Origin of the sequence: Jiella marina (genome assembly GCF_024359545.1) — a bacterium.
GTDB lineage: Bacteria > Pseudomonadota > Alphaproteobacteria > Rhizobiales > Rhizobiaceae > Jiella.
This window is the reverse complement of sequence record NZ_JAKQZG010000006.1, coordinates 248011-267251: the sequence shown is the minus strand read 5'-3', so window position 1 is coordinate 267251 and position 19241 is coordinate 248011. Positions and strand designations below refer to the sequence as shown.

General features: G+C 64.2%; 18 protein-coding genes. 6 read left to right on the top strand and 12 right to left on the bottom strand.

Annotation, left to right across the window (positions count from 1 at the left end; translation table 11 throughout):
- Positions 1-93 precede the first annotated feature (93 nt).
- The 8 genes from olsA to trpS all read right to left on the bottom strand — a co-directional run bounded on the left by olsA (position 94) and on the right by trpS (position 5385).
- Positions 94-870 carry a lyso-ornithine lipid O-acyltransferase gene (gene olsA, locus MF134_RS13070; RefSeq protein WP_255339905.1) on the bottom strand — a complete coding sequence of 259 codons (777 nt, stop codon included), beginning with the start codon at positions 868-870 and terminating at the stop codon, positions 94-96.
- A gap of 57 nt (positions 871-927) precedes the next feature.
- Complete coding sequence (locus MF134_RS13065) at positions 928-1452, bottom strand: GNAT family N-acetyltransferase (protein ID WP_255339904.1); 525 nt, start codon at positions 1450-1452, stop codon at positions 928-930.
- Between the two features lie 130 nt (positions 1453-1582).
- A complete protein-coding gene (tsaB, locus tag MF134_RS13060) occupies positions 1583-2302 on the bottom strand; it encodes a tRNA (adenosine(37)-N6)-threonylcarbamoyltransferase complex dimerization subunit type 1 TsaB (protein ID WP_255339903.1) in 720 nt (239 codons plus the stop codon).
- Positions 2303-2357: 55 nt separating this feature from the next.
- The gene (locus tag MF134_RS13055; RefSeq protein ID WP_255339902.1) at positions 2358-2756 is read right to left on the bottom strand and encodes a type II toxin-antitoxin system VapC family toxin; all 399 of its coding nucleotides are present in this window, start codon (positions 2754-2756) and stop codon (positions 2358-2360) included.
- Positions 2753-3004 carry a type II toxin-antitoxin system Phd/YefM family antitoxin gene (locus tag MF134_RS13050; RefSeq protein WP_255339944.1) on the bottom strand — a complete coding sequence of 84 codons (252 nt, stop codon included), beginning with the start codon at positions 3002-3004 and terminating at the stop codon, positions 2753-2755. Before MF134_RS13050 ends, MF134_RS13055 begins: the two co-directional genes overlap by 4 nt.
- 63 nt (positions 3005-3067) lie before the next feature.
- Positions 3068-3640 carry a NifU family protein gene (locus tag MF134_RS13045; RefSeq protein ID WP_255339901.1) on the bottom strand — a complete coding sequence of 191 codons (573 nt, stop codon included), beginning with the start codon at positions 3638-3640 and terminating at the stop codon, positions 3068-3070.
- A gap of 115 nt (positions 3641-3755) precedes the next feature.
- Positions 3756-4247: a universal stress protein gene (locus MF134_RS13040; protein WP_255339900.1), complete on the bottom strand. Its 492-nt coding sequence runs from the start codon at positions 4245-4247 to the stop codon at positions 3756-3758.
- Positions 4248-4320: 73 nt separating this feature from the next.
- Complete coding sequence (gene trpS / locus MF134_RS13035; protein ID WP_255339899.1) at positions 4321-5385, bottom strand: tryptophan--tRNA ligase; 1065 nt, start codon at positions 5383-5385, stop codon at positions 4321-4323.
- A 302-nt stretch (positions 5386-5687) separates the two neighbouring features.
- On the opposite strand from trpS, the gene rpmI reads away from it, so the two are divergent.
- The 5 genes from rpmI to pheT all read left to right on the top strand — a co-directional run bounded on the left by rpmI (position 5688) and on the right by pheT (position 10952).
- Positions 5688-5888 (top strand): 50S ribosomal protein L35, encoded by a 201-nt coding sequence (gene rpmI / locus MF134_RS13030; protein ID WP_255339898.1) that lies wholly within the window; start codon positions 5688-5690, stop codon positions 5886-5888.
- A 44-nt stretch (positions 5889-5932) separates the two neighbouring features.
- On the top strand, positions 5933-6352 hold the full coding sequence (rplT, locus tag MF134_RS13025) for a 50S ribosomal protein L20 (RefSeq protein WP_255339897.1): 420 nt from the start codon (positions 5933-5935) through the stop codon (positions 6350-6352).
- 124 nt (positions 6353-6476) lie between these two features.
- Positions 6477-7559, top strand: coding sequence for a phenylalanine--tRNA ligase subunit alpha (pheS, locus tag MF134_RS13020; protein ID WP_255339896.1), 1083 nt, complete (start codon positions 6477-6479; stop codon positions 7557-7559).
- 375 nt (positions 7560-7934) lie between these two features.
- The gene (locus tag MF134_RS13015; RefSeq protein ID WP_255339895.1) at positions 7935-8303 is read left to right on the top strand and encodes a hypothetical protein; all 369 of its coding nucleotides are present in this window, start codon (positions 7935-7937) and stop codon (positions 8301-8303) included.
- Positions 8304-8537: 234 nt separating this feature from the next.
- Complete coding sequence (pheT, locus tag MF134_RS13010; RefSeq protein ID WP_255339894.1) at positions 8538-10952, top strand: phenylalanine--tRNA ligase subunit beta; 2415 nt, start codon at positions 8538-8540, stop codon at positions 10950-10952.
- 179 nt (positions 10953-11131) lie between these two features.
- On the opposite strand, the gene MF134_RS13005 is transcribed toward pheT, so the two are convergent.
- The 4 genes from MF134_RS13005 to MF134_RS12990 all read right to left on the bottom strand — a co-directional run bounded on the left by MF134_RS13005 (position 11132) and on the right by MF134_RS12990 (position 16441).
- Positions 11132-12664, bottom strand: a complete 1533-nt coding sequence (locus MF134_RS13005; protein WP_255339893.1) for a YifB family Mg chelatase-like AAA ATPase — start codon at positions 12662-12664, stop codon at positions 11132-11134.
- A gap of 336 nt (positions 12665-13000) precedes the next feature.
- Positions 13001-13804 carry an HpcH/HpaI aldolase family protein gene (locus MF134_RS13000; RefSeq protein ID WP_255339892.1) on the bottom strand — a complete coding sequence of 268 codons (804 nt, stop codon included), beginning with the start codon at positions 13802-13804 and terminating at the stop codon, positions 13001-13003.
- 429 nt (positions 13805-14233) lie between these two features.
- Positions 14234-14470, bottom strand: coding sequence for a 30S ribosomal protein S21 (gene rpsU / locus MF134_RS12995; RefSeq protein WP_255339943.1), 237 nt, complete (start codon positions 14468-14470; stop codon positions 14234-14236).
- Between the two features lie 564 nt (positions 14471-15034).
- Positions 15035-16441: a cytochrome P450 gene (locus MF134_RS12990; RefSeq protein WP_255339891.1), complete on the bottom strand. Its 1407-nt coding sequence runs from the start codon at positions 16439-16441 to the stop codon at positions 15035-15037.
- Between the two features lie 295 nt (positions 16442-16736).
- Between MF134_RS12990 and gyrB the strand changes: the two genes are divergently transcribed.
- Positions 16737-19175: a DNA topoisomerase (ATP-hydrolyzing) subunit B gene (gene gyrB / locus MF134_RS12985; protein WP_255339890.1), complete on the top strand. Its 2439-nt coding sequence runs from the start codon at positions 16737-16739 to the stop codon at positions 19173-19175.
- The last annotated feature ends 66 nt before the right edge of the window (positions 19176-19241 follow it).

The window sequence follows — 19241 nt, the reverse complement described above, 5'->3', positions numbered from 1 at the left end:
TCGGTTTTCGTCGCGCTTTTCAGGCATATGCCCCTATATCGACGGCATCGTGACGCAGTGCAAGCGGGTCGGCCGGGTGTTTTGTCCCGATTGTCACCGACCGGCGAGGCTTTCGGCCATCATCCGGCGGACATCGTCCTCGGCACGGCGCGCCAGGTCCTTGCGGTTCGACGTCTCCGTAAAGGTCAGCGTTTCGCCAAACGTCACCGTGACATCGATCGCCCCCTCTTTCAAGAAAGCCAGGAGATGTGGCCCCAGCGTCACGTCGCCGGGCCATGCGGCGAGGGGACGGAAGAAGCGGCCAAGGGGCAGCCCGTTGGCATGAGTGTAGGCGATCGCCACCGGCTGGACGGCTGTGGACCCGGTGTGGGAATCACGCAAGGCCATCTGCGCCGCGCCGAACAGCGCGGTCTTGAAGGGCAGCACCTCGTTGCCGTCGGACGTGGTGCCTTCGGCAAACAGCACCATGACGTCGCCTTCCGACAGCCTGTCGGCGATCGCCGAGGCGTGCCGGCCTGTTCGCCCTCGGGCCTCGCGTTCGACAAAGACTGTGCGCTGGAGCTTCGCGAGCAGGCCGAAGGCCGGCCAGTCCCTCACCTCGGCCTTGGCGATGAAGGATAGCGGCATCACCGATCCGAGCACCATGATGTCCGACCAGGACTGGTGGTTCGCGACCAGAAGCAACGGATGGGCGGGAGAGGGCCGGCCAATGACATGAACGCGGATGCCAGTGATGTAGCAGGCGACCTGATGCCACAGATGCGGGAGCTTCCTGCGAAGCGGCCAGCGCCGCCGCATGGCGATCGCCTGGAGCGGCCAGAGAAGGAGCGTCATCGCGACGAGCACCGTCGTGATGAAGCCGATTCGCATCCATGCGATCATCGCGCCGAACCCGGTCTGTGGAACGATGGTCTGAACGTCACGGGACTATTTGAAGGTCCGTTTCAGGGTCAGTGCGCTGGTGCGGCGGCCGTCCGGATGCTGGTAATAAGCAGGCCGCCGGCCGACTTCCTCGAACCGCAGCCGTTTGTAGAGCTTCAGGGCGGCGACATTCTCCTCGTCCACTTCGAGGAACAGGGAATTTGCGCGGTCGGTGTGGAGCCGCTCCAGCACCCGGTCCATCAGCAGTCGACCGAGGCCGAGATTTCGGCAGCGCCGGGACACGGTGATCGTCAGGATTTCGGCTTCGCCCGAAACGTTGCGCGCCAGCACGAAGCCGAGCGGCGCTGCGTGCGGCTGGCCCAACTGGCGGACCACGTAGCCGAAGCTGCCGCGCTGGGCGAGGAGCGTTCCGAGTTCGTCCCCCGACCATGGCTGATCGAAGGCCTCGCTATGCAGTTCCGCGGCCGCGTCCAGATCGTCGTCGGTCAGCTCGTCGACCACGGGCTGGACATGGCCGAGAAAGCTCTCGAGCCAGGTGGTCGTCCAGACCCAGGGCAGAAACCAGTACATCGCTCCCTCCCGCTTGCGATGATCTCAACGACGAAGCCGCGACCGGCCGCGGCGATGAAACGGCGCTGTCGTCGCTCTTCCATTCCAGAGAGAGATCCTGTCGCGCAAGTCTATCCTAGCGCGGGGGAGCTTAGGGAATGATTTCCGTGACGGGGGCGCGCAGCGATTTCGCCGTGGACGGCTTGGCGTCGGCACCACGAAGATAGAGCGGCTTCGGGGGCGTGTCAGGGTCGGCCGAACCGGCGAGGCGGGCGAGAACCAGCGGATCGATGCGATTGGCTTCGCTGACGATTTTCGTCGCGACATCTGGAATTGCTTCCGCCGCAAGCTTGGCGCCGCTGCCGATCAGACCGAGGCCCGAACACGCTGCACGGTTACCGAGAAATTCCGGCAGGGCCTCGGGTGCCAGAGCGGCCGGCTCGCGCAGGACAGCACCTGTCGGCGAGTAGTGCGCCGCATAGACCTCGCCACGGCGCGCATCGATCACCGCGAGAACGGGACTTCTCCGATCGGGGCCGGTCGCCTGAGCCGATGCGGCCAGTGCCGGCAATGTGCCGATGCCGACGGCGGGGATATCGAGAGCCAGCGCCAGCCCGCGTGCTGCCGCGACACCGACCCGCACGCCGGTAAACGAGCCGGGGCCCACAGTGACGCCAATCCGGGCGAGGTCGCCATAGAATTTGCCGGCTTCCGACAGAACCTCGTCGACGACGCCCATCAGCCGTTCGGCATGACCCTTGCCGATGTCGGGTTCCGTGGCGGCGAGCAATCTGCCCGCGCCCTCGGGATCATAAAGCGCGGCCGTGCAGCGTTCGAACGCGGTGTCGATGGCGAGGATCAGGGATGGCATTTAGGTCTCGGTCCCCAACCGAAGAAGAAGCTGAGGCCAAAGGCAGGCTCCTGCATCAGGCAAGCGGATGGCCAATAGCCGGCTCGATGTCGGTTCTTGCGAAATCGTTCCCGATGAAGAGCAGAGGGCAGTTACGTTCGTTAGCAAGGGCATAGGCGAAGCAATCACCAAGATTGAGCCCGGCGGGATGAATGCCCTTTCCGAATCGATCGTAGGCTTCAGCAATGAGTTGCGATCTTGCCGCGGTAACGACGACGACCTCGAAGCCGGACTCGAAGATGAGGCGCCTCATTGCATTTCCCATGGCTCGCCGATCCGCAATGATCAACGACTCTGCCACCGTTCCCGCCGAAATGCATACAGACTCCGCCATCTTGAGAACATTGAGACATTCAGCGGCGCTGGGCTCGTCCTGCAAAATCGCGATAAGAGCCGACGTGTCGACGGCAATCACTTTGGCAGGCCGTCGTCACCATAGAGAAAATCCTGGCTTCTCGCCGCGCTCTCGACGCCCTCCCGCCGCCCGGCGCCGCGCAATTCGTCCAAAAGCCTGGCACGTTCCGCTTTGCTAACCTGACCGGCCAAGGAAACGATGCGTGCGGTGGCGTGTCCATCATGCGTAAGAACGACTTCCTGACCGGATTCTGCGAGCTTGACCAGTTCGATGAGTTGATCTTTCGCTTCCGATATCGAGATCTCCATCACTCCCGCCTCCTCGGCCAGCAACAGCCGCCATTCGATCCTAAATGGCAGCCAGACTTCAACTCAAGCCGCTTCGACCGCCTCGACCGATTCCACTTCCGGCACGAAATGGCGCAGAAGATTCTGGATACCGTGCTTCAGCGTTGCCGTGGAGGACGGGCAGCCGGCGCAGGCGCCACGCATGTTGAGATAGACCGTGCCGTCCTTGAAGCCGCGGAAGGTGATGTCCCCGCCATCCTGGGCGACGGCAGGACGGACCCGGGTCTCCAGAAGCTCCTTGATCGTCGCGACGGTCGTCTCGTCGGCCGGCTCGAAGAACTCCTCGCCCTCGCTCGACACCGTATCGCTTGAAGCGGCCATGACCGGTTCGTCGGCCATGAAGTGCTCCATCAAACTGGCGAGGATCGCCGGCTTCAGATGCTGCCAGTCGGAGCCGTCGCGGGTCACGGTCACGAAGTCGTAGCCGAAGAACACGCCGGTCACGCCGGGAACGGTCATCAGCTTGGCCGCGAGCGGGGAACGCGCTTCGGCCTGTTCGCGGTTGGCGAATTCCGCCGTCCCGCTCGAAAGCACGACGCGGCCGGGGAGAAACTTCAGGGTCGCCGGGTTCGGCGTGACTTCGGTCTGGATGAACATCGGACTTGGCCTTTCGCCGGCCGCCATGACGGCGCCGGAAACTTCTTTGGAATCGTTCTAAATCTATCGCCTGGGGCGATACCGCGCAACACACAGATGGTGATGCCCCATCAGATCAGCAAAGGCTGACGATCTCTTCGTCCGTCAGCGTTGCCGGCACGATCGTCACGGGAATGGGAAAGGCCGCGCTCTTGCCGGCGATGGAAGAGATCAGCGGGCCAGGGCCTTCGCCCGCCTCGCCTGCGGCGAGCACCAGAATCGCGATCTCGCGGTCCGCTTCGATCTGGGCGTGGATCTCGTCGATGATCGTGCCTTCGCGAATGACCGTCTCCGGCTCGATGCCCACCCTCTCGCGCAGGTCCTCGGCGACCTTGGCGAGGGCGTTCTCGGCCTCCTCCTCCGCCTCGGCGCGCATCAGCTTCTCGACGCCGAGCCAATGCTGGAAGTCACCCGGCTCGATGACGAAGAGCAGCACCGCGCCGCCACCCGAGGCTTTCGCCCGATAAGCGGCATAGGACGCCGCCCGCCCGCATTCGGGCGTGCCGTCGATGATCGCGAGGAATTTTCGTTTGCCGCCGGCATCCCGGCTGATGCGTTTTGAGACCATGGGTAGAAAATGCCAGCCACGGGCATCCGCGGCAAGGTGGCTTTGTTCCCGCCGCCAAGCCTCTCGCGCAAACTTATTGCAAAAAGCCGACGATCTCCTTCACGTCGCGCATGGTCTGCTCGGCGATCTCGTTGGCGCGGTCCCCGCCATCCTTCAGAACCGCGTCGATATGCGCCGGCTCGGCCAGAAGACGCCGCATTTCGCCGGTGACGGGGCCGAGCGAGGTGACAGCCAGCTCGGCGAGCGCCGGCTTGAACTCGGAGAAGTTCCGGCCGCCGAACTCCGACAAGACGTCGGCCTTCGACCGTTCGGAAAGAGCCGCGAAGATGCCGACGAGATTGTCCGCCTCTGCCCTGCCTGCGAGACCGGCCGGCTCCGAGGGCAGGGCGTCGGGATCGGTCTTGGCCTTCTTGATCTTGCGGGCGATCTGGTCGGCGTCGTCGGTGAGATTGATGCGGGACAGGTCCGACGGGTCGGACTTCGACATCTTCTTCGCACCGTCCTTCAGGCTCATCACGCGGGTGGCCGGACCTTCGATCAAGGGCTCGGTAATCGGGAAATAGCCGTTCACCGTCTCCTCGCCCATCTGGACCGGCGTGCCGACACCAGCCGCCGCGATCCGCTCCGAGAAGTCATTGTTGAACTTGATCGCGATGTCGCGGGTCAGCTCCAGATGCTGCTTCTGATCGTCGCCCACGGGGACGTGCGTCGCGCGATAAAGAAGGATGTCGGCGGCCATCAGGCTGGGATAGGCGAGAAGACCCAACGAGGCGTTCTCGCGGTCCTTGCCGGCCTTCTCCTTGAACTGGGTCATCCGGTTCATCCAGCCGATGCGGGCGACGCAATTGAAGATCCAGGCGAGCTCGGCATGGCCGGAGACCCGGCTCTGGTTGAAGACGATATGGCGCTTGGGGTCGATACCTGCGGCCAGGAACGCCGCGGTGATCGAGCGGATCTGGCTCTTCAGGTCCTCATGGACGAGTTGCGCAGTGATCGCATGGAGATCGACCACGCAGTAGATGCAATCCTGGCTTTCCTGCAGAGCGACGAACTTGCGGATTGCGCCGAGATAATTGCCGAGATGCAGATTGCCGGTCGGTTGAACGCCGGAAAACACACGGGGGGCGAAAGCGCTCATGGGCGGCGGCTCCAGAAAGGCTGTAAGATCCGGCAGGTTCAAGCTTCGGTAAGGGTGCCGATTTTGCGGCGCCTTATGGCGGAGGGTGCGCCCGCAATCAAGCCACGGTTTCAAACCCGTCGCGCAAGGCCTTGCGTCGCGCGTCTCTCTCGCGTATGGAAGCCGCGTTTTGAAGAGCCGGCCGGCAGGGCATGCCGTGGCGGCTCCAAATGCTGTCGCGACACTTCCGTCATCGAGAAGGCAGGCTCAGGGCACTGAAAGGTGCTTGCCTGCGAGATCGCGATCCCTTGAAGGAGAGCAAAATGCCCAAGATGAAGACCAAGTCGAGCGCCAAGAAGCGCTTCAAGATGACGGCCACCGGCCGTGTCAAGGCGCAGCCCGCCGGCAAGCGCCACGGCATGATCAAACGCTCCAACGACTTCATTCGCGACGCGCGCGGCACGATGATTCTGTCGAAGCCCGACGAGCGGATCGTCAAGACCTACATGCCCTACGACCGCTGAGCGGCGCGTATTAAGGCATCGAAAAAGATTTCAGGAGTTAGATCATGGCACGCGTCAAGAGGGGCGTTACCGCCCACGCGAAGCACAAGAAGGTTCTGAAGCAGGCCAAGGGTTTCTACGGCCGCCGCAAGAACACCATCCGCACCGCCAAGGCGGCCGTCGACAAGTCGAAGCAGTATGCGACGCGCGACCGCAAGGTGAAGAAGCGGAATTTCCGCGCTCTCTGGATCCAGCGCATAAACGCTGCCGTCCGCGAGCATGGCCTGACCTATGGCCGCTTCATCGACGGTCTCAACAAGGCCGGTATCGAGGTCGACCGCAAGGTTCTGTCCGACATCGCGATCCACGAGCCGGAGGCTTTCGCCGCGCTGTGCGAGCAGTCCAAGGCGGCGCTCGCCTATCTCAAGGACAGCGAGTTTACCGGCGCCTATGAGCGGGCGGTCGGAGAAAAGCGCGCAGCCTAATCGAGCTTGCGCTTTCAATTCGAGGAAAGGCCCGCGCGGGAAAAGCCGCAGCGGGCCTTTTTGCGTCATGAGGACGCTTTCGGCGGATGCGACAAGGCGCTGCCAAAGAGGAAGAGGTGACAGGGTGAGCGACACAGACGCGCTGGAGAAAGAACTTCTCACCGCGATCGACCAGGCTGAGGACGAAGCGGCGCTCGAAGCGATCCGCATCGCCGAACTCGGCAAGAAGGGGCGGATCTCCGACATGATGAAGGGGCTCGGCAAGATGAGCCCCGAGGAGCGGAAGGAAGCCGGTCCGAGGCTGAACGGCCTGCGCGATCGCGTGCAGGGCGCGATCGGCGCCAAGCGCGAAGTCCTGGCCGAAAAGGCGATCGAAGCGCGGCTTCAGGCCGAGCGGCTGGACGTGACCCTGCCCGTGAGGGCGGGGCCTGCGGGGCGCGGCCGGATCCATCCGATCTCCCAGGTGATCGACGAGATCTCCGCGATCTTCGGCGATCTCGGCTTCCAGATCGCCGAGGGGCCGGACATCGAGACCGACTACTACAATTTCACGGCGCTGAACTTCCCGGAGGGCCATCCGGCCCGCGAGATGCACGACACCTTCTTCCTGCAGCCGGACGAGAATGGCGAGCGCAAGGTGCTGCGCACCCATACCTCCCCGGTGCAGGTCCGCACCATGGAGGCGCAACAGCCGCCGATCCGCATCGTCATTCCGGGCAAGACCTATCGCCAGGATTCCGACGCGACCCACACGCCGATGTTCCATCAGCTCGAAGGGCTGGTGGTCGACACGACGTCGAACATCGCCAACATGAAGTGGGTGCTCGAAGAGTTCTGCAAGGCGTTCTTCGAGGTGCCGTCGCTCAACATGCGATTCCGCCCGTCCTTCTTCCCCTTCACGGAACCGAGCCTCGAAGTCGACATCCAGTGTGACCGCTCGGGCTCCGAGGTGCGGTTCGGCGAGGGCAATGACTGGATGGAGATCCTCGGCTGCGGCATGGTTCACCCGAACGTTCTGCGCGGTGTTGGCCTCGACCCGGATGTCTATCAGGGCTTTGCCTGGGGCATGGGCATCGACCGCATCGCCATGCTGAAATACGGCATGCCGGACCTGCGCGCCTTCTTCGATGCGGACGTCCGCTGGCTGGAGCACTACGGCTTCCGCCCGCTCGACATGCCGACGCTGTTCGGGGGCTTGAGCCAGTAACTGCGTGATGGCAATGGAGCAATAAATGTGAAAATTGTTTTCACTTTATCTTCGCGATTGATACTGAGATCATTGCTCTATCACGTATTGAAGTGGATCTTCTGAATTTTGGCTAGTAGACTTATGGGGGGTGATTTGTCTGAGTCTGGCAGCATAGCTCTGAATGAGCTATTCGAATACGCGAAAAAGTGTCACGACGTTCCAACAAAAAAATTTGGAGGTTTTCCAGAGTTTTCAAATCTAGTTCGAACTGTCATGGAGCCAACGCCACTAGAGAAGGGACTATATTTGTGGGGGGCCGCCAATCGTGACGAATGGAAGTCCGTATATGTTGGTAAGACTGGAAAGAACAAGACATCGTCGCTTCGCGCTCGCTTGACCGAGACCCTCAAGGACGAGCGGGCCTTCTTATGGATTCGTTCTCATGGGAGGGAGGAAGTGTGCCGCCAGTACGAAAAGATCAATCCATCATATGGTGAGAGAAGCCTGCCTCGGCACGAAGCGAAGGTCGATTCGGATTTCATTTTATGGGTGACAACGCCTACGCTCGACGATGAGGAACTTGCTGAAGCAGAGCGATATCTGATTCAGCGTTACAATCCGACAGCTAATCGTCAAAGAAGAAATCCGGTCGGTCAGAGCGAGATACTTGAGAGAATAAAGGCAAAATTTGACTCAGAAATTCTCTCGTTGACAGGCATCAAGTTAGGTTCGTCCGCTTTTCATATAGAGGGATCGAACTGAGAAATGATTTGGCATCAGATTTGACCGGACAGTTGGACTGCTCTCGACGCATCAGGCGTTTCTCAGCGAGAGAATGCCCTTCGCCTGTCTGACTCGATCTCCCTAGGCATGGCAAGTTAAGCGTGCCACGGCCCTGTACGGTTTGGCGATGCCCTTGGCGCCATCTACCCGGGCGACGGACAAACGAATGTTTCTCACGGCGGCCAGCGAGCCGCGTAGCAAGCGACTAGAGCGATGAAGTTCACACTCTCCTGGCTCAAAGAGCATCTCGAAACCGATGCCACCCTCACAGAAATCTGCGAGCGTTTGACGATGATCGGCCTCGAGGTCGAATCCGTCGACGATCGGGCGGTGTTCGAGCCCTTCGTGATTGCCCGAGTCGTCTCGGCCGGCCAGCATCCGGACGCCGATCGGCTGAAATTGCTCTCGGTCGAGGCCGGGCCGCAGGTGAATGAGGGCAAGCCGCTGCAGATCGTCTGCGGCGCACCGAATGCGCGCGAAGGCCTGGTCGGCGTGCTCGCTCTGCCCGGCACCTATGTGCCAGGGATCGACACGACCCTTGCGGTCGGAAAGATCCGCGGCGTCGAATCCTTCGGCATGATGTGTTCGGAACGCGAGCTCGAATTGTCCGAGGCCCATGAGGGGATCATCGACCTGCCGGGCGATGCGCCGGTTGGGACGCGCTTTGCCGATTATGCCGGGCTGATCGATCCGGTGATCGAGATCAACCTCACCCCGAACCGGCCTGACGCCACCGGCGTCGCCGGTATTGCGCGCGATCTTGCGGCCTCGGGCCTGGGTCAGTTGAAGACCGCCGAGCCCGCAAGGATCGAAGGCGAAGGCGAGTGCGGGGTCGGCCTGACGGTCACGAGCGAGACCTGCCTCGGCTTTGCGCTCCGCAGGGTGTCCGGCGTCAAGAACGGGCCGTCGCCGGAATGGATGCAGAAGCGCCTGAAGGCGATCGGCCTGCGCCCGATCAATGCGCTTGTCGACATCACCAACTATGTCACCTTCGATCGCGGCCGGCCGCTGCACGTGTTCGATGCGGCAAAGGTCGCCGGCGGGCTGACCGTGCGCGATGCGACCGAGGGCGAGACGGTGCTGGCGCTCGACCAGCGCGAATACACGCTGCCGGCGGGCACCTGCGTGATCGCCGACGACAAGGGCGTCGAATCGATCGCCGGCATCATGGGCGGGGAGCATTCGGGCTGCGACGAGACGACCACCGAGGTGCTGATTGAATCGGCGCTGTGGGAGCCGCTCGACATCGCCCGCACCGGCCGCACGCTGGGTATCATCACCGATGCGCGCTATCGCTTCGAGCGCGGCGTCGATCCGGCCTTCATGGAGCCGGGGCTCGATCTGGCGACCCAGATGGTTCTCGACCTGTGCGGCGGCACGCCGTCGGCGCGTCTGGTCGAGGGCGTGAAGCCCCATCAGGCCAAGGAAATCACGCTTCCATGGAGCGAGGTCGAGCGGCTGACGGGGCTCGCCGTCGAGCCAGACGAACAGGAAGCCATCCTCGGCGTTCTTGGCTTTTCGCCGCGCCGCGAGGGCGAGGCGCTCGTCACGACGGTGCCGAGCTGGCGGCCGGACGTCGAAGGCAAGGCGGATCTCGTCGAAGAGGTCATGCGGCTCAAGGGCGTGAACGAGATCAGGCCGGCGCCGCTGTCCTCGCACATGGCGGTCAACGGCAAGATCCTGACGAGCGCCCAGACCCGCAACCGTGCGGCCCGGCGGGCGCTGGCGGCGCGCGGAATGGTCGAATGCGTCTCCTACAGCTTCGTCTCCGAGGCGGAGGCCAAGGCTTTTGGCGGCGGCGCGTCCGCGCTGAAGCTTGCCAATCCGATTTCGGCCGATCTCTCCGACATGCGGCCGTCGCTCCTGCCGGGGCTGATCGCCGCCGCCGGGCGCAACGCCGCGCGCGGCTATGGCGATACCGCCCTGTTCGAGGTGGCGGCGACCTATCTTTCCGACAAGCCGGACGGCCAGCGGCGTGTTGCCGGCGGCATTCGCCGGGGGACGGCTGGCATGGACGGGCCGGGCCGCTTCTGGTCGGGCAATGCGGAGGCAGTGACGGTCTTTGACGCCAAGGCCGACGTCTTCGCAGCCCTCGACGCGATCGGGTTCCCGGCCGACGGGCTGATGATCGAGACGCCGGCCAGCGACTGGTATCATCCGGGCCGCTCGGGTCGGATCAAGCTCGGGCCCAAAGTGGTGCTGGCCGAGTTCGGCGAGTTCCATCCGCGCGTCCTGAAGACGCTCGACGTGTCCGGCCCGCTCTGTGGATTCGAGATCCACCTTGACCGGGTGCCGGAGCCGAAGAAGAAGGCAACGCGCACCAAGCCGGTGCTGACTCTTTCGGCCTTCCAGCCGGTGCGTCGCGACTTCGCCTTCGTCGTCGACGCGGCCGTCGAGGCCGGGCGGATCGTCAAGGCGGCGGAGACGGCCGACAAGGCGCTGGTGCGCGAGGTCCGCGTCTTCGACGTCTTTGCCGGCGCTGCGCTGGGCGAGGGGCGGAAATCGGTGGCGATCGAGGTGACCCTCGCGCCCACCGATCACACGCTCACCGACGACGAACTCGAAGCGGTTTCCGCGAGGATCGTCGGGCAGGTCGAAAAGGCGACCGGCGCAACGCTGCGCGGGTAAACGCAGCTGCTCGTTCGAGACTTCTCCTTCAATGGTTTCGCCCTCCAGATGGAGAGGAACCGGCGGCCTACTTCTTGGCGGCCGCCGGCCCGGAGGCGACAGCCCGTGTGTCTTGGCGCTGACCGCCAACGCTCGCAACGGCAGGCGCCGCGAGCCGCGGCTGAGGTGTTCTCTTCGGCCTACGCCGCCGCGGGCAGCCGCTCTCCCGCCACCCGGTAGGAAATCGCCTCGGCCAGATGAATGCGCTGGACGATGTCCGCGCCGTCGAGATCGGCGAGGGTGCGGGCGACCTTGAGGATGCGGTGATAGGCGCGCGCGGAGAACTTCATCTGCTCGGCGGCGTCGCTCAGAAGGCGCGCGCCGGCTTCGTCCGGCTCGGCGATCGTCTCCACGAGATTGGCCGAGCAATGGGCGTTGAGGGTCTCGGCCGGCAGCCCCAGTGCTTTGAACCGCGCGGCCTGTCGGTCGCGCGCCGCGGCGACGCGGGCCTTCACGGTCTCGGAGCATTCCGCCTGGGCCGGGCGGATCAGATCGGAAGCCGTCACCGCAGGCACGTCGACCCTCAGATCGATGCGATCGAGCAGCGGCCCTGACAGCCGTGCCTGGTACTCCGAGGCACATCGCGGGCCGCGGGCGCACCGGTGGCCCGGTTCGCCGGCCATGCCGCAACGACACGGGTTCATGGCGGCGACGAGCTGGAATTTCGCCGGGTAGGATACCCGGTGATTGGCCCGCGCGATCACGCTCTCGCCGCCTTCAAGCGGCTGCCGCAGCGAATCGAGCACAACTGGCGCGAATTCCGGAAATTCGTCAAGAAACAGGATTCCGCGGTGTGCGAGCGAGACTTCGCCAGGGCGCGCTCTGATGCCACCACCGACCATGGCCGCCATGGATGCGGAATGATGCGGGGCACGGAAGGGGCGTCTGTCGGACAGCTTGCCGCCGGAGAGTTCGCCGGCGATCGAAGCGACCATCGAGACTTCCAGCAGTTCGCGCGGTGAGAGGGACGGCAGGATCGACGGCAGCCGCTGGGCGAGCATCGACTTGCCGGAACCCGGCGGGCCGACCATCAGAAGGTTGTGGCCGCCGGCCGCAGCGATTTCGAGCGCGCGCTTGGCGACCACCTGCCCCTTGATCTCGGCGAGATCGGGAAGATTGGCGGGGGCGGTGCGAATGGCGGGTTCAGGCCGGGCAATCACCTGCGTGCCCCGAAAATGATTGGCGATCTGGATCAGGCTGCGGGCGGCGACGATGGTCATGTCGCCGCTGGCCCAGGCGGCCTCCGGCCCGCATTCGGCCGGGCAGATCAGACCGAGATCGATGGCATTGGCGCGCATGGCGGCTGGCAGCACGCCGGCGACCGGTGTGATCATGCCGTCGAGCGACAATTCGCCGAGCACGCAATATTCGGCGAGAGCGTCCGAGGGCAGGGCGCCAAGCGCCGCCATCAGGCCGAGCGCGATCGGCAGGTCGTAATGGCTGCCCTCCTTCGGCAGATCGGCGGGCGCGAGATTGACCGTCACCTTCTTGGGCGGCATCGACAGGCCCGAGGCGTGGAGCGCGGCCTGGACGCGCTCGCGGCTTTCCGCGACCGCCTTGTCCGGCAGGCCGACGATCTGGATACCCACCTTTCCCGGCGCCACCATGACCTGGACGTCGACCGGAACGGCCTCGATGCCCTGGAATGCGACGGTCTTGACGCGCGAAACCATGCCTGCCGACCCTCCATTTGCCCAAAGCGGTTCCAGCCTCTCCGGCAACCCGACCGCTGCGGCAATTACCGGCGGTCGAATGCAGATTCGCCGCAAATGGGGGCAAACCGGTCCGCTCATGCATCCGCCAGCGGCCCCTCTCGAGAGAGTTGCCGAATGACGTCTCACAATCAAACATAGTTTTCAGATCAAAACAAGAACGAGAACGGAACAAAGCCGCGCCGAATCGGACTCGCTCTCGCTTGAGTCGGAATCATTGCCGAATTGTGAACGCTGATCTCGCGCCAGGCAGATGCGAGGCGGACACCGAGGACACAGTCTTCGCTTGAAGGGCGCTCAGTAGCGCGGCTGGGCCGACGTTTCGGCCGTTCGACCGGTCAATTCCTGATCGCGGTCGGTGACGGCCTGGCGCGCCGAAGCAATGAGGAGAGAGATGTCGTTGGGACCCACGACGAACCGATAGCCGAGCGACCGCAATTCCTGCCAGTTGCGACCCGCGCCCTGGATCGTGGCCAAAAGCGTGCCGCTCGCAGCAGCCTCGCTTTCGACCCGCGCGAAGAGGGCCTGGGGCTCGGGCTCTTCCATCCGCTCCAGATGGCCGATCGAGGCGGACAGATCGTTGGGGCCGAGAAAGATCGCGTCGATTCCCTCGACGGCAGCAATCTCTCTGAGATTGTCGACCGCGATGTGGTGTTCGCACTGGACCATGAGGAGGGTGTCTTCATGGGCGCGATCTCGGGCATAGTCGGCCTGGACGCCGAACTGGGAGGCGCGCACGATCGGGGCGGCATAACCGCGCTGCCCGCGTGGTGGATAGCGGCAGAAATCCGCGACCGCACGGGCCTGTTCCGGCGTATGAACCATCGGCACGATGATCGACCGGAAACCCCGGTCGAGGACGCGCTTGAGGACGGTTTCGCTCCCCTCGGGCACCCGCAGAACCACTTCGCCGCCCGCCGCCTCGATGGCCCGGGCCATGGCGACCCAGGTTTCGAGTTCCCCGATGCCGTGTTCGCCGTCGATGACGATAACCGGCCAGCCGTGTCGTACGAGGATTTCCGCCACGTCCGGGCTGCCGAGCTCGGCCCATGCTGCCGCAACGAACTCGCCAGCTTTCAGTCTCTGCTTCAGCGTGTTCATGGGGCAGGTCCTGGAACGTGTTGAGGGGCATGCGGACCGGGTGTGCACGGTCTGGAAGAATTGAGTTGGTCGACATCCGGATCGCGGCAGTGATCCGTCGTCCATCATGTCGAAAGGCTTATAGAAGAGACCGACCAGCGCAGGAAGAGCCGACATGTCAGCTCGCGTGCGTTTTTCTGCGGGGCTTCTCGGTCGGGCCGCTTGCACGTCGGATGTCGGTCAATGGGCGGTTGATTCGACTCGGAGCACGTTCTCGCACCCTGAAGCAGGGGCGGTGAGTCTTTCGCTTGCTCATGTGCCGCGCAAAATAAAAGGCTCTTCGCCACTTAGGCGGAGAGCCTTCGCGCATCATCCTGATGCGGCTGGCGAAGGGCGCACGTGATTGATGCGCAGTCGCCCTTTTCCGAGCCGGGTCGTGGCCGAGAAGCCTTAGCGGCCAGCGACCTTGCGCTTTGCGCCGGGGATCAGGCCCTCGCGCTGCGCCTGCTTGCGCGCCAGCTTGCGGGAGCGGCGGATCGCCTGCTGCTTCTCGCGCGCGCGGCGCTCCGAAGGCTTCTCATAGGCGCGGCGCGCCTTCATCTCGCGGAAAACACCCTCGCGCTGCAGCTTCTTCTTCAGCGCGCGAAGGGCCTGGTCTACATTGTTGTCTCGAACGTCGACTTTCAAAACGACTCCCTCTTTCTCAGGTCCAGTGTGGAAACGCCGCAGGATCTTGCGATCTGCCCGTCCCAGCTTGCGATACGGCGTGAAGCTCGGCGAGCCGCGAAGCTGCCTGCCTTCCACGCCATGCTCAATGTGGCAAATCACGGGGGCGGCCCGATCGTCAGGACGCCTTCGCATTGCCGGGCCGCCTTTGACGATCGAGCGCAAAGGCCGGCTGACGATGTCGCTCGCTCTGCCTCATGCAGGAGAGCACCTGGCGCACGCCGCCCTGCGGTCCGAAGACCCGGGCGGCAAAGCCAAGTCGATTCTCGCCCGCCGGCTGTTCGAACCCCGTCTGATCAACGGTGCATTCGGCCATGCCGGCGGTCGGTGCGAAGGATCAAGGGGTGCGATAACCCGATCGATGATCGAACAGACGAGGCGCGGCATGGGTAAGCCGGGCGCGTGCCGCAACATCCTGCGACAGCGCCATGGCGCGCGAAGAGACACTCATATAGGGCAAAACGACCCTTTAGCAAAGCACGAGTTTTCGCGAGGCGACCCGGCGCCGCCTTGGCTCATCGAGCGTCACGCCGATCTGGCGCCCTCATGACGTCTGACGACACGCATGGGAAGTCCGCCATTCGGCTGGACGGTGATGCGTTGAACCACTTCCGGCGCCGTGGTCCGGGTATAGTCGAAACGCAGATCCTTCAAGAGCAAGGCGAGGGCGATCACCCCCTCCTGCAGGGCAAAGCTGGCGCCGATGCAGACCCGCGGCCCCACGCCGAAGGGCAGATACTGATAGCGGTCGATCTTGTCGCGGTTCTCCGGCAGGAAGCGGCTCGGGATGAAATGATCCGGCCGGTCCCAGAGCATTTCGTGGCGATGGATCAGCCAGGGCATGACGAGGACGGTGGAGCCGGCCGGAATGTCCACGTCGCCCGCCTTGTCCGGCTTGAGGGCGGTGCGGTTGAGCGACGGGGCCGGTGGATAAAGCCGCATCGCCTCCTCGAAGGCGGCCTTCGTGTGGACGAGCCTCTCCACCCATTCGCTCGGATGGCCGAGCGTCGGCAGCACCTCGTCGATCTCGCGTTCGACCAGCTCGCGTTCCTCCGGCGCCTGGCTCAACAGATAGAGCGTCCAGGCCAGCGAACGGGCGGTCGTCTCGTGGCCGGCACCGATGAAGGTGATGATGTTGTCCTCGATCTCCTCGCTCGACAGGCCGTCAGCCTTGATCAGCAGCGTCAGAAGATCGTTCGGCGTGCCATCGGGGTCGCGCTCCAGCGTGCCGCGCCGTTTGGCGATCGTGTCGGCAATCAGGCCGCGGAAGAAAGCCATGGACTTGCGGCCCCTGAGACGCCGCAGCCGCGGCAGGAAGGCCGGGGCGTTCAACAGGTCGAGCGGGTCCACCCGTCCCACCGAGCCCAGAAAGTCGCGGGTCGAGGGGGCAAAGCCCTCCGGCTCCGAAGCGATGTCGCCGGAAAACAGGGTCTCCTGCAGGATATCGAAGGTCAGGAGTGTCATCTCGTGGGAGATGTCGACTGTCTCGCCAGCGCGCTTGTCCAGCCCCTCTGCGAAGAGGGCGGAGCGCGTCTGCATGGCTTCGGTGAAGCCGGAAATGTGGCGCGGCGTGAAGACCGGGGCGATCGCCTTGCGGGTGCGCTTCCAGAGCGGACCTTCCGCGGTCAAGAGGCCGTCGCGCAGCAGCGGACGCAAAATCCGCTGGCGCAGGGGCTGCATGACATAGTTCTTGGCGTTCTCGACGAGGCAGTGGCGCACACCGGCCGGATCGTTGACGACGATGTTCGGAACGCCGAGCCATGAGCCGCGGATATAGGGCTCCTTGAAGGCCCGCGTCCCCCAGATCTCGATCGGGTTGCGTGAGGCGGTCTGGATGAAGCTCGCAAAGCCCAGCGGCTCGGAATGGGGCACGGGAGCCGGCGCGCGAAAGGCGCGCCTTGCGGCTGGCGGATGCTCCGACGTGACGGACATGGCGGGGAACTCATTGAAAAATTGCGTTTATCCTCTCCATGATATGGGAAGCGGTTCCTGCCCCGTCGACGGGCAGAACGCCGCGGGCGCTGGCGTGCCGACTCATCGGGAGGCGCAGGAACGCTCCGAGCGGCCCGGCGTCGTCAGCAATGCAACATCTTCGCATCATTGGTGGAAACGCTCGACTGCGCGGCCGGCGCGGCGCTTTCATCCACCCTCGCGACACCTTATATACGGGCCCTGACACAGGCGATTCGCCGTCCTCCCGGGCAGCATCACCGACCGAAGGAAGCTCATGTCCGCCACCGAAGAGACGAACCCGCTCGCCAATGCCGAATATGGCGCCGAATCGATCAAGGTCCTCAAGGGCCTCGATGCGGTGCGCAAGCGCCCCGGCATGTATATCGGCGATACCGATGACGGGTCGGGTCTTCACCACATGGTCTACGAGGTGGTGGACAACGCCATTGACGAGGCGCTCGCCGGCCACGCGACGCTCGTCACCGTCACGCTGAACGCCGACGGATCCTGCACCGTGACGGACAACGGTCGCGGCATTCCGACGGATATCCACACGGGCGAAGGCGTCTCGGCGGCCGAGGTCATCATGACCCAGCTGCACGCCGGCGGAAAGTTCGACCAGAATTCCTACAAGGTCTCCGGCGGTCTCCATGGCGTCGGCGTCTCGGTGGTCAACGCGCTGTCGAGCTGGCTGAAGATGCGCATCAAGCGCAAGGGGCAGGTCCACGAGATGGCCTTTTCCCACGGTGTGCCGGATGCGCCGCTGGCGGTCACCGGCGATTCGGGCGGCGAAACCGGCACGGCGATCTCCTTCATGCCGTCCTTCGACACCTTCAAGGGCGTGACCAGCTTCGACTACAACACGCTGGAACACCGGCTGCGCGAACTCGCCTTCCTGAATTCCGGCGTGCGCATCGTCCTCACCGACAAGCGGCCGGCCGACGAGAAGAAGGTCGAGCTTTTCTACGAGGGCGGCCTCGAAGCCTTCGTGCGCTATATCGACCGCTCGCGGAAGCCGCTGATCCCGGAGCCGATCGCGATCTATGGCGAGCGCGACGGGGTGACCGTCGAGGCGGCCATGTGGTGGAACGACTCCTACAATGAAGGCGTCCTCTGCTTCACCAACAACATTCCCCAGCGCGATGGCGGCACCCATCTCGCCGGCTTTCGCGGTGCGCTGACCCGGCAGATGACAGGCTATGCCGATGCGTCGGGCATCCTGAAGAAGGAAAAGGTCTCCCTCACCGGCGACGATTGCCGCGAGGGGCTGACCTGCGTCCTCTCGGTCAAGGTGCCGGATCCGAAATTCTCCTCCCAGACCAAGGACAAGCTGGTCTCCTCCGAGGTGCGGCCGGTGGTCGAAAGCCTCGTCAACGAGGCGCTGTCCACCTGGTTCGAGGAGCATCCGCAGGAAGCCAAGGTGCTCGTCTCCAAGGTGGTCGAGGCGGCGTCCGCGCGCGAGGCGGCGCGGAAGGCCCGCGAGCTGACGCGGCGCAAGGGTGCGCTCGACATCACCTCGTTGCCCGGCAAGCTCGCCGATTGCCAGGAGCGCGATCCGGCGAAGTCGGAGATCTTCATCGTCGAGGGTGATTCCGCTGGTGGTTCGGCCAAAGGGGCGCGCTCGCGCCAGAACCAGGCGATCCTGCCGCTCCGCGGCAAGATCCTGAACGTCGAGCGCGCCCGTTTCGACCGCATGCTCGGCTCCGACCAGATCGGCACGCTGATCACCGCGCTCGGCACGTCGATCGGCAAGGACGAGTTCAACGCCGACAAGCTGCGCTACCACAAGATCATCATCATGACGGACGCCGACGTCGACGGCGCTCATATCCGCACGCTGCTCCTCACCTTCTTCTTCCGGCAGATGCCGGAGCTGATCGAGCGCGGCCACGTCTTCATCGCGCAGCCGCCGCTCTACAAGGTGACGCGCGGCAAGCAGAGCCAGTATCTGAAGGACGAGAAGGCGCTCGAGAACTATCTGATCGAGGGCGGTCTGGACGACGCTTCGCTGACGCTTCCCAATGGCGAGGTGCGCACCGGCCGCGATCTGCGCGCCGTGGTCGACGATGCGCTCGCCGTGCGCCAGACGCTGTCGGGCCTGCATTCGCGCTACGACCGCTCCGTCGTCGAGCAGGCGGCGATCCTGGGCGCGCTCTCGCCGGACGTGGCGGAAGACCCGCAGAACGGGCCGGAGACGGCGCGGCGCATCGCCGAGCGTCTCGACCTGATCGCAGAAGAGACCGAGCGCGGCTGGGCCGGCGAGGCGGCGGATGGCGGCTATCGCTTCACCCGCACGGTGCGCGGCGTGACCGAACTGCGCATCGTCGACGCGGCACTCCTGAACTCGGGCGATGCGTTGCAGCTGATGCGCCACGCGCCGCGCCTGAAAGAGGTCTATGACGGCGGCGTCCCGGTCCTGAAGCGCAAGGAAACCGAGCGCCTGATCGCCGGGCCGCTGGAACTCCTGATGGCGGTGTTCGAGGTCGGTCGCAAGGGCATCGCCACCCAGCGCTACAAGGGCCTGGGCGAGATGAATCCCGAGCAGCTCTGGGAAACCACGCTCGATCCGGAAGCTCGCACCCTGGTGCGTGTCAAGGTCTCCGACGCGACCGACGCCGACCAGCTTTTTTCGCGCCTGATGGGCGACGAGGTCGAGCCCCGCCGCGAATTCATCCAGGACAATGCGCTCCAGGTGGCGAATCTGGATATTTGAGGTCCCCGGTCCGGCAGGATCAGAGGTTCTGCTGCCGCGCCTTCTTTACGCGAAAGCCCCCGATTC

What these genes read in the sequence shown, in the direction of transcription:
- olsA (WP_255339905.1), bottom strand. Translation starts at nt 870, where the DNA reads ATGCGAATCGGCTTCATCACGACGGTGCTCGTCGCGATGACGCTCCTT.
- MF134_RS13065 (WP_255339904.1), bottom strand. Translation starts at nt 1,452, where the DNA reads ATGTACTGGTTTCTGCCCTGGGTCTGGACGACCACCTGGCTCGAGAGC.
- tsaB (WP_255339903.1), bottom strand. Translation starts at nt 2,302, where the DNA reads ATGCCATCCCTGATCCTCGCCATCGACACCGCGTTCGAACGCTGCACG.
- MF134_RS13050 (WP_255339944.1), bottom strand. Translation starts at nt 3,004, where the DNA reads ATGGAGATCTCGATATCGGAAGCGAAAGATCAACTCATCGAACTGGTC.
- MF134_RS13045 (WP_255339901.1), bottom strand. Translation starts at nt 3,640, where the DNA reads ATGTTCATCCAGACCGAAGTCACGCCGAACCCGGCGACCCTGAAGTTT.
- MF134_RS13040 (WP_255339900.1), bottom strand. Translation starts at nt 4,247, where the DNA reads ATGGTCTCAAAACGCATCAGCCGGGATGCCGGCGGCAAACGAAAATTC.
- trpS (WP_255339899.1), bottom strand. Translation starts at nt 5,385, where the DNA reads ATGAGCGCTTTCGCCCCCCGTGTGTTTTCCGGCGTTCAACCGACCGGC.
- rpmI (WP_255339898.1), top strand. Translation starts at nt 5,688, where the DNA reads ATGCCCAAGATGAAGACCAAGTCGAGCGCCAAGAAGCGCTTCAAGATG.
- rplT (WP_255339897.1), top strand. Translation starts at nt 5,933, where the DNA reads ATGGCACGCGTCAAGAGGGGCGTTACCGCCCACGCGAAGCACAAGAAG.
- pheT (WP_255339894.1), top strand. Translation starts at nt 8,538, where the DNA reads ATGAAGTTCACACTCTCCTGGCTCAAAGAGCATCTCGAAACCGATGCC.
- MF134_RS13005 (WP_255339893.1), bottom strand. Translation starts at nt 12,664, where the DNA reads ATGGTTTCGCGCGTCAAGACCGTCGCATTCCAGGGCATCGAGGCCGTT.
- MF134_RS13000 (WP_255339892.1), bottom strand. Translation starts at nt 13,804, where the DNA reads ATGAACACGCTGAAGCAGAGACTGAAAGCTGGCGAGTTCGTTGCGGCA.
- MF134_RS12990 (WP_255339891.1), bottom strand. Translation starts at nt 16,441, where the DNA reads ATGTCCGTCACGTCGGAGCATCCGCCAGCCGCAAGGCGCGCCTTTCGC.
- gyrB (WP_255339890.1), top strand. Translation starts at nt 16,737, where the DNA reads ATGTCCGCCACCGAAGAGACGAACCCGCTCGCCAATGCCGAATATGGC.